The 12,472-nt window shown below is 51.1% G+C and carries 13 protein-coding genes; 5 read left to right on the forward strand and 8 right to left on the reverse strand.

What is annotated here, in order from left to right; all coding sequences use genetic code 11:
* Position 1: 1 nt before the first annotated feature.
* A complete protein-coding gene (locus QMG16_RS05970; RefSeq protein ID WP_281792965.1) occupies positions 2–1,288 on the reverse strand; it encodes an ATP-dependent 6-phosphofructokinase in 1,287 nt (428 codons plus the stop codon).
* Positions 1,289–1,647: 359 nt separating this feature from the next.
* Here QMG16_RS05970 and QMG16_RS05975 point away from each other — a divergent pair, with 359 nt between their 5' ends.
* Positions 1,648–1,818, forward strand: coding sequence for a hypothetical protein (locus QMG16_RS05975; protein WP_281792967.1), 171 nt, complete (start codon positions 1,648–1,650; stop codon positions 1,816–1,818).
* Positions 1,819–1,859: 41 nt separating this feature from the next.
* Here QMG16_RS05975 and QMG16_RS05980 read toward each other — a convergent pair whose 3' ends face one another.
* Both QMG16_RS05980 and QMG16_RS05985 read right to left on the reverse strand, forming a co-directional pair.
* The gene (locus tag QMG16_RS05980; protein WP_281792968.1) at positions 1,860–2,171 is read right to left on the reverse strand and encodes a hypothetical protein; all 312 of its coding nucleotides are present in this window, start codon (positions 2,169–2,171) and stop codon (positions 1,860–1,862) included.
* A 117-nt stretch (positions 2,172–2,288) separates the two neighbouring features.
* On the reverse strand, positions 2,289–2,477 hold the full coding sequence (locus QMG16_RS05985) for a CooT family nickel-binding protein (RefSeq protein WP_281792969.1): 189 nt from the start codon (positions 2,475–2,477) through the stop codon (positions 2,289–2,291).
* Between the two features lie 854 nt (positions 2,478–3,331).
* Here QMG16_RS05985 and QMG16_RS05990 point away from each other — a divergent pair.
* Positions 3,332–4,135 (forward strand): crotonase/enoyl-CoA hydratase family protein, encoded by an 804-nt coding sequence (locus QMG16_RS05990; RefSeq protein ID WP_281792971.1) that lies wholly within the window; start codon positions 3,332–3,334, stop codon positions 4,133–4,135.
* Between the two features lie 71 nt (positions 4,136–4,206).
* Here QMG16_RS05990 and QMG16_RS05995 read toward each other — a convergent pair whose 3' ends face one another.
* Complete coding sequence (locus tag QMG16_RS05995) at positions 4,207–4,416, reverse strand: hypothetical protein (RefSeq protein ID WP_281792972.1); 210 nt, start codon at positions 4,414–4,416, stop codon at positions 4,207–4,209.
* A gap of 589 nt (positions 4,417–5,005) precedes the next feature.
* On the opposite strand from QMG16_RS05995, the gene QMG16_RS06000 reads away from it, so the two are divergent.
* Positions 5,006–5,662, forward strand: a complete 657-nt coding sequence (locus tag QMG16_RS06000; RefSeq protein WP_281792973.1) for a hypothetical protein — start codon at positions 5,006–5,008, stop codon at positions 5,660–5,662.
* Between the two features lie 142 nt (positions 5,663–5,804).
* Here QMG16_RS06000 and tgt read toward each other — a convergent pair whose 3' ends face one another.
* From tgt to QMG16_RS06015, 3 genes are all read right to left on the reverse strand, one after another.
* Positions 5,805–6,923: a tRNA guanosine(34) transglycosylase Tgt gene (gene tgt / locus QMG16_RS06005; RefSeq protein ID WP_373878658.1), complete on the reverse strand. Its 1,119-nt coding sequence runs from the start codon at positions 6,921–6,923 to the stop codon at positions 5,805–5,807.
* A 76-nt stretch (positions 6,924–6,999) separates the two neighbouring features.
* Positions 7,000–8,076 (reverse strand): tRNA preQ1(34) S-adenosylmethionine ribosyltransferase-isomerase QueA, encoded by a 1,077-nt coding sequence (gene queA / locus QMG16_RS06010; RefSeq protein ID WP_281792975.1) that lies wholly within the window; start codon positions 8,074–8,076, stop codon positions 7,000–7,002.
* Complete coding sequence (locus QMG16_RS06015) at positions 8,066–8,296, reverse strand: DUF2065 domain-containing protein (protein WP_281792976.1); 231 nt, start codon at positions 8,294–8,296, stop codon at positions 8,066–8,068. Before QMG16_RS06015 ends, queA begins: the two co-directional genes overlap by 11 nt.
* Before the next feature lie 197 nt (positions 8,297–8,493).
* On the opposite strand from QMG16_RS06015, the gene argS reads away from it, so the two are divergent.
* Complete coding sequence (gene argS, locus QMG16_RS06020) at positions 8,494–10,176, forward strand: arginine--tRNA ligase (RefSeq protein WP_281792978.1); 1,683 nt, start codon at positions 8,494–8,496, stop codon at positions 10,174–10,176.
* Positions 10,177–10,204: 28 nt separating this feature from the next.
* Complete coding sequence (locus QMG16_RS06025) at positions 10,205–10,990, forward strand: SPOR domain-containing protein (protein WP_281792980.1); 786 nt, start codon at positions 10,205–10,207, stop codon at positions 10,988–10,990.
* Between the two features lie 263 nt (positions 10,991–11,253).
* On the opposite strand, the gene QMG16_RS06030 is transcribed toward QMG16_RS06025, so the two are convergent.
* Positions 11,254–12,390 carry an IS630 family transposase gene (locus QMG16_RS06030; RefSeq protein ID WP_281792982.1) on the reverse strand — a complete coding sequence of 379 codons (1,137 nt, stop codon included), beginning with the start codon at positions 12,388–12,390 and terminating at the stop codon, positions 11,254–11,256.
* Positions 12,391–12,472 lie beyond the last annotated feature (82 nt).

Raw genomic sequence — 12,472 nt, forward strand, 5'->3', positions numbered from 1 at the left:
ATCACATCCTTGCCGGCTGGCCTGTTGACGCCAGGACGATGTTCCACAACCTTCCATCCGGATCGATCTTCTTTCGCTTGGAGACAGCCATAGGGATGGGGACATGGGTGAATGCGCCACCCCAGTCGCCTACCACCATGTTGGTCCGCCCGGCCATGCCCGCATGCACTGCGTTTTGACCGAGAAGCAGGCAGAACGCCGAGTCGTGAGCATTGGCCGGCACGCTCCGTATGATGTAACTGGGATCGATGTATTTGAGGTTGATCTCTTTTCCGAGTCCTTTGAAGTGGGCATTGATCTGATCGCGCAGGAAGCTCCCGATATCTCCAAAGCGGATATTTCCTGAAGCGTCCAGCTGTTGCGTCTTTTGCATGAGATCCTGGCCCGCCCCTTCTCCCACCACGATGACGGCATGCCCTTTTTCGTCCAACCGCTTTTCAAGGGCCTCAAGAAAGCCCTTCAGCGTAAATGGAAGCTCCGGAATCAAGCAGTAGTTCACATCATTGTAAGCTAGGGCAGCGAATGCTGCAATAAAGCCCGATTCGCGTCCCATCAGCTTTACCAGACCAATACCGTTCCTCGCTCCTTTTGCCTCTGTATGGGCTGAAACTATTGCGGCTCCGGCCTCCGTAACAGCCGTTTCAAAACCGAAGGACCTCTGCACATAGGATATGTCGTTGTCGATGGTCTTGGGGACTCCGATCACGGCGATCTTCAGCCCGCGCTTCCCGGCTTCCTCCGCGATCGCCTGTCCTCCCCGCAAGGTGCCGTCCCCTCCTATGGTAAAGAGGATCCCTATCTTCATCCGTTCCAGCGTATCCACCATTTCGGAGACATCTTGAGGTCCGCGGGAAGAACCCAGGATCGTTCCTCCCTGCTCATGGATCCTTGCCACCGAATTTAGAGTCAGCTCCACGGGCACGTGCTTGTGCCGACAACTGAGCCCCTCATATCCGTAAGGGAAGCCAAATATGTTCTGCACTCCGTAATGGTGGAAAAGGCTCATCACGATCGCCCGAATAACATCATTCAAACCAGGGCAGAGGCCGCCGCACGTCACGATCCCACATTTCAGTTTGGCGGGATCGAAATAGATCTTGGCTCTGGGACCGGCCTTTTCAAAGAACGGCGGCGTCTTGCTTGCCTTCAAATACTCTTGGATTTTCCGCAGGTTGTTGTCATAGAGCACATGGTCTTCGTCGTCGACGAAATGCGTACCGGGCATGGGGGACGGGATTCGACACTCGCCCAATCGGGATATAGTAAGATCCAACTTACCTTCCTGCATAGCACGTCTCCTTGGTCGTCTTCGTAGACTGTCCAAATTTTAAGACCGAAAGACTGAACAAGTAAGGTGGTCCTCCTGGAGCGCAAGGGCCGGCATCTTATCTTTCTACGGCGTTAGAAAATTGCACTGCAACGTCTGCACAGCACATCCCGGCCCCCTGCGTGGAACGCCTACAAAAGTCGATCAAGCGAAAAAACGTTTGTAGCAAGCTCCGGTGTCAGCCGGGGTTTGAAGATCCGGCAGGTGACGTCTTCCGGGAGAACTCGTTATAATTTATACAAAAACAATGTGGGGATCGATATTGGACTTTGGTCCAATAGTTAAAGATTCAGAGCGGTCAACAAAACCTGATGAGCCAAATGGGATGGATCATATTCATAAATTCTGGAGGGCAAGGCCTGCTGACCACCGAAAGCGGTGGCAAGAGCTGGAAAACCCGCTGGCGGGATGCTTCTGATTTGAATCAATCCGTCGTAAAAACTATCGTCATCGGTGCCATTGAACCAACAAAGATCAACTGTAATGATTGACAATTCCTGGGTTGCAGCTTAGCATATAGGCTTAAATGGGCTCATGAAGAGCACCGAAAACCTAAAGAACTAGGAGAAGGAGGATTATCATGGAAGGAAAACACGAACACAAGCATCTGCATGCTCATACACACGAGCACACGCATTCCCATGAGCATTCCCATGACGGGAAGGTTCACACTCATGAACACACACATTCCCACGCTCATGAGCACCTGCATGAACACCTCCATGAGCACACCCATGGCGGCGCTTCCCAGGTACATGATCATGAGCACACGGGGGAACACGGGCCTCACGATCATGACCATCCCGGCCATGAGGCAGAACCCCATGTTCACGGTCATTAACATTTAGGTTCTGTACGTCCCGGGGATGACCCGAAGAGGCGGATGCATCGATGCATCCGCCTCGCCATTGCCGGGGCGAATTCTTCCATGAGAGATCTGTCCCGCTTCTCGTTTGTCACATCAGTCCTGAGTCAGCAAAATTCGATGCTGGACAAGATTCATTTCTTTTATTCTGCCTTCAACCCATCGCTGTCCACCGAAAATATCCTGAATGTAGACCTTTCCCTCTTCCGGCCTGAGGATATCGACACTTTCCATGATGAGTTCTTGCTGATCACCCTTGAGCAGATATGCATTGGCTTCACACATTTCGTCTCCTCCCTCAAAGAAAGCAGTCCCAAAAACTTCGTCCTTTGGCGGCTTAACCGTGCTCGGCCTTTTCCGGACACACATGCCGCTTTTCCAGAGTGAACTTCACCAATCTGCATTCCCCTGCAAAATTCATTTATAACAATGACAAAACCGATTGTCGAAATCCATTCTTACCATCCCTTGAATATAGTTCAGCCCGTCGTAGAATACCGCTCTCAATGCTTCGGCTGGAGATCCATACGGCTCCCCTTGACAGAAAGAAGAAAGGATCACTTGGTCAAATAAAAAGGGACATCGGGAGTTGGTTCCGAACAAACAAAAAAGCCGGGAACGACCGACGGATAACTCCCCCGTCAAAGCCTTCCTGGCTTTATTTGCTTAAACTGATCCCGAATCAAAAAACCACTGCAGCTTCTTACTGCAAAGTAAATTCCCGAGATCGTCTATAAGTATTCAATACCCCGCAACGATCGGGCTGTCAAGAACGAGACGGATATTCCGGCAATTCTCATTTTGGATGATCCTCGTAAGGTCGGGGGACTTGGGATCCAGGCAATCCTCGGTAACTTTTACTCAAATGCCAATAGAGACAGTCTGTACACGAGTTACATTCGGAGCGGCAAAAATGATCGGTCTGGCTTACGTCGGCGGTTTTTCCTGTTTAACCTCCATGACCGGAGCGGTCACAACGAAACATGAAAAATATTGCACAGAGAAGGAACCATGGTTATTCTCCGATGATTTTGCACCCCTCTACAAACCCAAAAATGAAGAACGGCCATAGTTTAAAAGAATGATATATTTTAAAAGGAAAATCTCTCAATTTTTGGAAAAATATGAGGAGCGATGAAATGGCGTATCAAGAAATTCTTTTCGAACGGAAAGGATCTATTGCAGTTCTCACATTGAACCGGCCTGACATTCGAAATGCACTGACAGACGAGGGAATCATAGGAGAAATCGAGGATGCCTGCCAGGTTGTTCAGCGTGACTTTAGCTTCTCCGTCCTTGTTCTTACCGGCGCAGGGCCCGCCTTTTCCGCCGGCGGCAACATCAAGGATATGGAAAGGAAGGGAGGAATGTTTTCAGGAAATCCGTCGGAAATACGGGAAAACTATCGCAGGGGAATCCAGAGAATTCCCTTGGCGCTTCACCGTCTGGATGTCCCGACGATTGCCGCCGTGAACGGACCGGCCATAGGCGCCGGTTGCGATCTTTCCTGCATGTGCGACATACGCATTGCAAGCGATAAGGCTCGTTTCGGAGAAACCTTCGCTTCACTGGGTTTGATCCCTGGAGACGGGGGAGCTTTTTTCCTGCCTCGAATCGTCGGTTTTTCAAAGGCCTGCGAGCTTGCTTTCACCTGCCGCATTATCGATGCCCATGAGGCCCTGCGCATCGGGCTTGTGACCGAAGTGACCCCGCACGAAAAACTCCTGGAACGCTGCATGGAAATTGCCTCGGAAATTGCCAGGCAACCCTCCGCCACTTTGCGCATGACCAAGCGGCTTTTCCATTTCGCACAGGGCAAAACCCTGGAGGAAACTCTTGAACTGTCCGCTTCATTTCAAGCCCTCTGCCATCATACTCCCGAACATCGGACGGCGCTGGAAGCTTTCATTTCCAGACAGAATCAAAATCGCAGAAAGGAGTAGAAACCAAAAAACAAGGAGAACCAAAGGATTAATGCTCCTTCCCGGTTCTCCTCGTTACAAACACTCAGTTATCAGTTCAGACTGACTGATTCTGCAAACCTGATCTTGCCATCACCGGGCACCCGGTTCCTGGATCCCAGGCGGGAATCATCGTCTATACAAAACCCTTTTTCATCCTCATACACTGTGTTGACATCGCTCAAGGAGCCGGCTTCACACAAGTACCTATGACCGGTCTTGTCTTTCGCCCACACCATCGGCGAAGTATCTTTGCTTTTCATTCCATTACCTCCTCAATAAAGTGACAAAAGGTAAAACAGGTCAAGATTCCCGTTTTTACCCCTTTTTCTTTCTTATTTTTGGCGGTGAGCTACACTTCGCTCGCTCAGATGTACCGTTCACATTCCTCAAACCCTCTATCCATCTCCGGGGTTAATTGCCGGGATAGAAATAGGGAGGATAATGCCCGACCCTATCACCGTTAGGAGCTATATGCACTTGAGGTGAACTGTTCGTCGGTCCCCTCACCGGATCCTGCGGATTGATCGGACTGACCCGAACTGTGGTTGCAGCAATCATCAACCATGCCATTACAATCGTTGTAAATATTCTCGTCATTTTCATGGGCTTACTCCTTTACCGAAAGCCCTTTCGTAAATAACAGTAAGTCGTTTCAATTATTTGTCAACCAAACACATATTTTTGTCATTATTTATTTTACTATTGGATTTTATTTATAAAATGCTTTTGATACCGCACATGACAGAAAAAACGACTTCGAGAGGTTGTTTTGAAAACGGGATGGAATATATTTCATAGAGTTTTGCGTGAAGAAAATAGAGCGACGAACCTTCAAAAGGAAATGATATCATGGCTGGTTCCGGAACACCGCAAGTAGAAAACACTTCAAATATTTTGCAACATCAAACCCTCAATCTTATTTTCCAGGAAGAATACATTCCCCGTTTCTTCCAACTCCTCCAACGGGGTTTCATGGTAAAGGCTCGGAGGGGATGCAGTCTCAAGAGTCTTCTTTGCCAACAACCCGGCATCAGCTCTGAATACCTGGAAGAAAGGATCCAAACCATTTTCATCGATGGTAAAGCCGTGGACAACATTGAACGGGCCATCCCTGCGGATGGGGCCACCATAGCGATTTCAGCAGCCATGCCGGGGTTGGTCGGCGCGACATTGCGGCGCGGAGGTTTCTACGCCGCGTTGCGTTCACAAATCACCTACACAGCCGGTGAAGAGTGTGCATCGGAAGGGGAAGCAATGTTCAAACTGAAGCTCTTCAATTTGCTCATTGACGAACTGGGCCGTGGCTTTCTTGAAAAAGGCATCTGGATCGACGGCAAGGTGCTTCAGGATTTTTTCAAAGGACAAGCGGAGAGTTTCTGGGAAGGGTGTGAAGAAATCGAACTCGACGGCAGCAAAGTCAAACCGCAAAAGCTTCTCGAGACACACTGGTGTGGCGAGGAAAAACAGGTTCTCTTCAAAGTCGCATCTACCCGCAGCGGCATTTGATCTCCGGATAGAAAATAGATGATGCGCCTTCGCGGGAATGACTTTGCGAGCTGCCTCTCGTCATTCCCGCACGCTTTTGGCCGGAACCTAGAACACCACGGCTTATTGATCGACACATCCCAAGCTTTCCATGCACTGTGGGCTAGTAGTCTCCACTTCTTACTGCGTAAAATTCCTTTCGCCATTCTTCAAAACGGCCTTGTTCGATGGCTTTTCGCATACCGGCCATAAGATTCAGATAATAGTGAAGATTGTGAATGGTATTGAGGCGATAGGCCAGAAGCTCCCGAGCCATGAAAAGATGGCGCAGATAGGCTCGCGAGAAGTGCCGACAGGTGTAACAAGTGCATCCGGGTTCTATGGGATTCCGGTCTTCGGCATAGCCGCTGTTCTTGATCTGAATGCTGCCCCATGAGGTGAAGAGCATTCCGTTCCGTGCGTTGCGGGTGGGCATGACACAGTCAAACATGTCCACCCCCAGTCGTACCCCTTCCACGAGATCTTCAGGAGTTCCTACGCCCATGAGGTAGCGGGGGTGGGATGCGGGGAGTCGTGGAGCCATGGTTTCCAGAACTTCGAGCATCTGTTCCTTGCTTTCCCCGACGGAGAGGCTCCCCAGAGCATATCCGTCAAAACCGATTTCCACGAGTTTTTCCAGGCAGGCTTCCCGTAGATCCATGAAAACACTTCCTTGAACGATGCCAAAGAGAGCCTGATCCTCACGGGTGTGTGCATCCTTGCAGCGCCGGGCCCATCGGACCGTCCGCTCCATGGATTCCCGGGCATATTCGTAGGCCACCGGATAAGTGGTACACTCATCGAAGCACATGGCGATGTCGGAACCGAGATGCATCTGGATCTCCATGGAGGTCTCGGGCCGGATCATGTGGCGGGAACCATCGATATGCGACTGAAACACAACCCCATCTTCTTCGATCTTGTTGATCCTGGCCAGGCTGAAAACCTGAAATCCGCCGCTGTCCGTCAAAATGGAACCGTCCCAGCCCATGAAGGAGTGAAGACCGCCCAGGCGGCTCACCCGCTCCGATCCAGGCCTCAAATAGAGATGATAGGTATTCCCGAGAATGATGCGGGCGCCGAGATCTTTCAGTTCATCGGGAGAAAGGCTTTTCACTGTTGCCTGGGTTCCCACGGGCATGAAGACAGGCGTCTCCACCGTACTGTGGCTTGTGACAAACCTTCCGCGCCGTGCTCCGGAAGAAGGGTCATGAGCAATGACTTCAAAGTCCACTGTTTGCATCCTCTTTTGTAATCTTTCACCATCACTTGCATATCCGCGGATGAGCAGATGAGGCAGAAAGGATTCTCCGCCTGCCTCAAAGAATCAGCATGGCATCACCATAGCTGAAAAAACGATACCGGTTGTCGATGGCTTCGCCATAAGCCTTCAAAATCCTTTCCCGACCGGCGAAAGCCGAAACCAGGAGCAGAAGGGTCGACTGTGGCAGGTGGAAGTTGGTGATCATGGCATCGACCATTTGAAACCGGTATCCCGGATAGATATAGTGGTTGCAGAGCCCGGAATAGGGGCGCAGGGCGCCGCATTTCAAGGCAACCCATTCCAGAGTGCGCACCACGGTGGTTCCAACAGCCACAACCCGACGCCCTTCCTTTCTGGCCTTGCCGATGCGTTCCGACGCCTTGGGGCTCACTTCCACGTATTCAGAATGCATCTCATGATCCCGGATATCCTCCACGCGGATGGGAGCAAAAGTTCCATAGCCCACATGGAGCGTCACTCTGGCCTGTTCGATTCCGCCTTCCTTCAGTTCCTGCAGCATGGCATCGCTGAAATGAAGGCCGGCCGTCGGGGCCGCCACGGCTCCCGGACTGCTGGCATAAACCGTCTGATAAGAGGCTGAATCATTCACGGGAGCTATACCATCATCACGACGGATGTAGGGTGGAAGGGGCACCTCACCGATGCGGTCCAAAAGAGTCAGAAGAGGTTCGGAACTGAGAAAGCGCACCATCGCCTTGCCCTCATTCAACGGCGTAAGAACTTTTGCCCGCTCTCCACCCTCCAGCTCGATGACGCTACCCGGTTTGGTTCGCTTGGCCGCCTTGACAAGACATCTGTAGCCTTCCGCCTCTCCCCGCTCGGGAGACTTATAGGGATCAAGCACCAGCAATTCGACTCTTCCCCCTGTTTCCTTGTTTCCATGAAGCCTTGCCGGAACGACACGGGTGTCGTTGACGACAAGCAGGTCGCCCGGCCGCAAATAGCGGGAGACTTCGTTGAAACAGCGGTGTTCCACCACGTCCCTGGAACGGTCCAGGACCAGAAGGCGTGAAGCTTCGCGGGTGCTTGACGGAACTTGGGCGATCAATTCTTCGGGCAGATTGTAGGAATAGTCCCGAAGATGATAGGCGATGCCGCCATTACCCCCCATGGTGTCTCCCCCAATAGACCAGGAGAAGTCCCAGAACCATCATGGCTCCTCCCAGGATGCGAATGTGCCGGTTGGACATGGTACAGACCTTCAGCAGCCAGGCCTTCAAATGATCGGGAGAAGCAAAATAAGGCAGCCCCTCGAAGAAACAGATGAGTCCCGCAACGGTAAAAAAATAGCCCTCTGACATCCCGTATTTTCCCTCCAATATTTTTTCCATGTATCCAGTGCTCAGATGGCCTAGCATATTTTTGTTTTGTTGCAAAGAGATCAATCAACGGCCGCATTTTATCGGGGCACGCTTATCGCCCTTACCCACAGTAATCTTTCGGCTCACGAGAAACTTGCACCACCCGTAAGGGTGATATATAACCGTGAGCAACTTGAAATAGATAATAGAAGGAGGAAACCCTACTCATGACCATTGTTCGAAACCGGATCATCGAAATGCTTGCCGAGGCGATCTCCCCCCTGTTGGGTGCAGCCGAAGAGACCGCATCAACCGGTATAAGCATCGAATTGGATATTCCAAAAGCGTCTCAGCATGGGGATTACGCCACAAACGTCGCTCTGAGCCTGACGCGTCAGTTGAAACGCAACCCGAGGGAAATAGCGAACCAGATCGTCAATAATCTGAAAGACACGGACCAAATCATCCAAAAGATTGACATCGCAGGGCCGGGCTTTATCAATATTTTTGTTCAGCCCCGCGCGTGGCATGCAGTCCTGAGAGAAATCTTCCGTGATCCCCAAACCTATGGACATCAGGATTTTGGGCGAGGCAAAAAGGTCCAGGTGGAGTTTGTGAGTGCCAATCCGACGGGGCCTCTCCATATCGGGCACGGACGCGGAGCCGCAACGGGAGACGTTCTGGCCCGCATTTTAAAAACATGCGGTTTCGAAGTGGAGCGGGAATATTACATCAACGACGCCGGCAACCAGATGAACACCCTTGGCCGAAGCCTCTACTATCGCTATCAGGAGGTTATGGGTGAAACCATTGAGTTTCCCGAGGGACATTATCAGGGCGACTACATGCGCGATCTGGCCCGCGAGTTTGCAGAAGAGGTGGGCAGGAAATATCACTTGGCTCCACTGGATGAAGTTCTCCCGGTTTTTACCCGCTATGCAGGAGACCGTATTCTTTCAGGAATCAAGGAAGACCTGGAAATCTTCGGTGTCACTATTGACAAATGGTTCAGCGAACAGAGCCTCCACGACGAAGACGCCATTCGTACCACCATCGAAGAATTGGAGGCCCGTGGATACATCTACGAAGAAGAAGGGGCCAAGTGGTTCCGGAGTACTGCTTTCGGAGACGAAAAAGACAGGGTCGTTATTCGCGCCAACGGCATCAGCACCTACTTTGCGGCGGATCTGGCCTATCACAAAAACAAGTTCAACCGCGGTTTCGATATCGTGGTCGACATTTGGGGCGCCGATCACCACGGTTATGTCGAAAGGATGCTTGCGGGAATCGAGGCCATGGGCCGTCAGCGGAGCGATCTCAAGATCATCCTCGTACAACTGGTCAACCTTCTGCGAGGTGGTGTGCCGGTAGCCATGTCTACAAGATCCGGAGAATTCGTCACGTTGCGCGAAGTCCTGGACGAAGTGGGAAAAGATGCATCGCGATTCATTTTTCTCACGCGCCGGTCCGACAGTCAGCTTGATTTCGACCTGGACGTAGCCAAAATGCAGAGCAACGACAACCCGGTCTATTACGTACAATACGCGCACGCGAGGCTTTGCAGTATTTTCGAAGTGGCCAGGGAACGTGGTATTATCGAGAAGGATTCACCGCAAGATATCTTCTGCAATCTGGATCGCCTCATGGAGCCTCAGGAGCTGGAACTCATGAAGCTTCTGGGTGAATATCCCGCGGTTCTGGCCAACTGTGCGAATGCGTTGCAGCCTCATTTCATACCCTACTATCTCCATGAACTGGTTTCGCTCTTTCACAGTTACTACAATCGAAACCGCATTCTGGGAGAGGACATGGAACTGACCAAAGCCCGATTGTACCTGGCAGGAGCGGTACGCGAAGTCATACGAAATGCTTTGGAACTCCTCGGAGTCGCCGCACCGCAGAAGATGTGATGCACAGCTCCCACAGGAAATGTGATTCATGGTTCAATCCAGACTGAAAGACAATCAATCATGGGAAAACGGTGCTGAAAAGAAAGCCAGACGCTTTCGGTTTGAGCTGAGCTTCTCGCAGTTGGTTCTCTATTCCCTCGGGATGATTCTGACTCTCACGTGGATGTTCGTTTTCGGCATCCTCGTGGGAAGAGGACTCCCGCTGGTCGATAAGAAGGACGGCTCCTACCGGGCAGCCCTGCTTCGTTTTATGGGCTTGGGGCGCGAGGTGGTTCCTCCGCCTGAAAACGCCGCCGAAACATGGGAAAACCCGAGAAAAATGCTCGAATCACTGAGGTACTACCAGGACCTGGCCGACGGAGGAAAGCCCTCTTCTTCTTCGTCCAAAATACATAAAGACTCTCCCGACTCCAACAAATCGTCAGCCAGGGAGTCGGCTTCGGAAGCTACCGCCGCCAAGTCAAAACCTGATGTATCGGCACAAAATGCAGCGCAGGAAATTTCTACTACAAATGGCGAAAAGGCCGATTCTTCCAATGGGTTTCAGGAGACAAATCCAGCCGGTAGCACGGGGGAGCATTTTACACTCCTCATTGCTTCCCTGCGTGAACCGGAAAACGCTCAGAGGTTGCTGGATCAACTCAAAGCCAAGGGGTATGATTCAAGAATGGAAGCCCTTGATCTGAGCGACAGCGGCCGGTGGAATCGCGTGCTGGTGGGTTCCTTCGCCACCCGTGAAGAAGCACTGCGCTTTGCCACCGAATTCAACCGCAAGGAACACATGGAAGGCCTGGTCATTCGCGAATCGAATTAAGCCGTGAGGACGGGGTTTTGTTCCACCTCGAATGCCGAATACCGGCACATGGTTCAAGCCGCAGATTTTCGCAGATTGAGAAACATTTTTATCTTGGGTGAAGTTTATTTAGGGAGTCGGCGGATTCTAATATCCCGTTATTCACCACGGAGACACGGAGGGCACCGAGAGGATTTTGGAATTCTGATGGAATTCCTTCGCAATCTCTGTGCCTTCGTGGCGAATGGGGATTTCAAGAGAGACTTAGTACCCCAACGCACTAATTACGCGGCCATTTGCACGGATTTTGGAGCGAACTTGGCCACGAGCTTTGTTTTCGTATAGGTCCACTTTATGGGTTTTGGATGTCTGTTGAGCTCATCAAAGTAACCCATAAGCATTTGTGAAAGCTCCTTTTTGTCGTTGAAGTCGTTGGGAGTGAGTACATCCCTTGTAACCTTACTGAAGATGATCTCAACCTGATCGAGCCAACTGGCATATGTGGGAAGCCAGTAGATACGAACATTAAAAGAAAGGTTGAGAGAAGCAATCCATTTGCCCAGTTGTTTGGGTGCATGCGTAGAGCCATTGTCCAGAATGAGATCAATAACCTTGAATCCCTTGACAATGGCTGAAGAAAAGAAACTCAGAAGAAAGGTTTTGAACTCCGCGAAGCGCTTGCGAGCGAAGGTACGGGCGAAGGTGATTCCATTGGCGACGATAAGAGCACAAAACAGCTGTAATGCTCCCATCCGTTTGTATCGGGATGCCACGTGAACGGGGTGTTCGGCTATGGCGGGTTTGGTCTCGTGAAGAGGTCTTCTTGCTTGAATGGAGGTCTTCTCATCGATACAAACGGAAGCTTCACCCTGCTGGAACAACTGGGGAGCGTTCTCATAGAGATCCAGGACTGGAGACGCTTTCTCAACGAATTTTGGATCAGGAGATTTTTGCCATAGATGATATTGCCAGGGTTTGATCTTGTCCTGTTTCAGCCAAAGACGAATAGTGCTCGGGGCAATGTGGCTGACGATTCCTTTTTCTTTGGCGACTTGACAAAGCTTCTCTCCAGACCAGCGTTGCCATGGCTTGCCATGATCACACGGTTTCGAACAGGCCAACAAGGTGATCTGAGCCCTCACGGCAGAAGGATGCTTTCTTGGGGCTCCGGGTCGGGGGTGGTTTTTGAGGCTACCTTCATTGACCCATCTGTTGCGGAACTTCTTAACGGTGGATGGCCTGCATCCGACTTCATCAGCGATCTGCCGGATGCTCCATTCCGGGTGCTCATGCGATAGGAGGAGGATACGAGCCCTTACAACCTCCGCATAGGGTTTTGTGTAGCTCACTCTCAGATGTTTCAATACTTTCCGTTTCTCTGGAGGAATGTAGATGCAGTATTTGTGTTGAGGTCCAGGCATGGTTGTACTCCTCTCCTGTTTGTTGCCTTCTTATTTAATTTTAACATGCCTGGAACCTCTTAGGTTCTGTTGACATTTGGGT

It is taken from the genome of Desulforhabdus amnigena, from assembly GCF_027925305.1.
In the GTDB taxonomy this organism is placed as follows: domain Bacteria; phylum Desulfobacterota; class Syntrophobacteria; order Syntrophobacterales; family Syntrophobacteraceae; genus Desulforhabdus; species Desulforhabdus amnigena.

Excerpts from the sequence above, each read along its gene's own strand:
- QMG16_RS05970 (WP_281792965.1), bottom strand. The coding sequence starts at position 1,288 with ATGCAGGAAGGTAAGTTGGATCTTACTATATCCCGATTGGGCGAGTGT.
- QMG16_RS05975 (WP_281792967.1), top strand. The coding sequence starts at position 1,648 with ATGGGATGGATCATATTCATAAATTCTGGAGGGCAAGGCCTGCTGACC.
- QMG16_RS05980 (WP_281792968.1), bottom strand. The coding sequence starts at position 2,171 with ATGTTAATGACCGTGAACATGGGGTTCTGCCTCATGGCCGGGATGGTC.
- QMG16_RS05985 (WP_281792969.1), bottom strand. The coding sequence starts at position 2,477 with ATGTGTGAAGCCAATGCATATCTGCTCAAGGGTGATCAGCAAGAACTC.
- QMG16_RS05990 (WP_281792971.1), top strand. The coding sequence starts at position 3,332 with ATGGCGTATCAAGAAATTCTTTTCGAACGGAAAGGATCTATTGCAGTT.
- QMG16_RS05995 (WP_281792972.1), bottom strand. The coding sequence starts at position 4,416 with ATGAAAAGCAAAGATACTTCGCCGATGGTGTGGGCGAAAGACAAGACC.
- QMG16_RS06000 (WP_281792973.1), top strand. The coding sequence starts at position 5,006 with ATGGCTGGTTCCGGAACACCGCAAGTAGAAAACACTTCAAATATTTTG.
- tgt (WP_373878658.1), bottom strand. The coding sequence starts at position 6,923 with ATGCAAACAGTGGACTTTGAAGTCATTGCTCATGACCCTTCTTCCGGA.
- queA (WP_281792975.1), bottom strand. The coding sequence starts at position 8,076 with ATGGGGGGTAATGGCGGCATCGCCTATCATCTTCGGGACTATTCCTAC.
- QMG16_RS06015 (WP_281792976.1), bottom strand. The coding sequence starts at position 8,296 with ATGGAAAAAATATTGGAGGGAAAATACGGGATGTCAGAGGGCTATTTT.
- argS (WP_281792978.1), top strand. The coding sequence starts at position 8,494 with ATGACCATTGTTCGAAACCGGATCATCGAAATGCTTGCCGAGGCGATC.
- QMG16_RS06025 (WP_281792980.1), top strand. The coding sequence starts at position 10,205 with ATGGTTCAATCCAGACTGAAAGACAATCAATCATGGGAAAACGGTGCT.
- QMG16_RS06030 (WP_281792982.1), bottom strand. The coding sequence starts at position 12,390 with ATGCCTGGACCTCAACACAAATACTGCATCTACATTCCTCCAGAGAAA.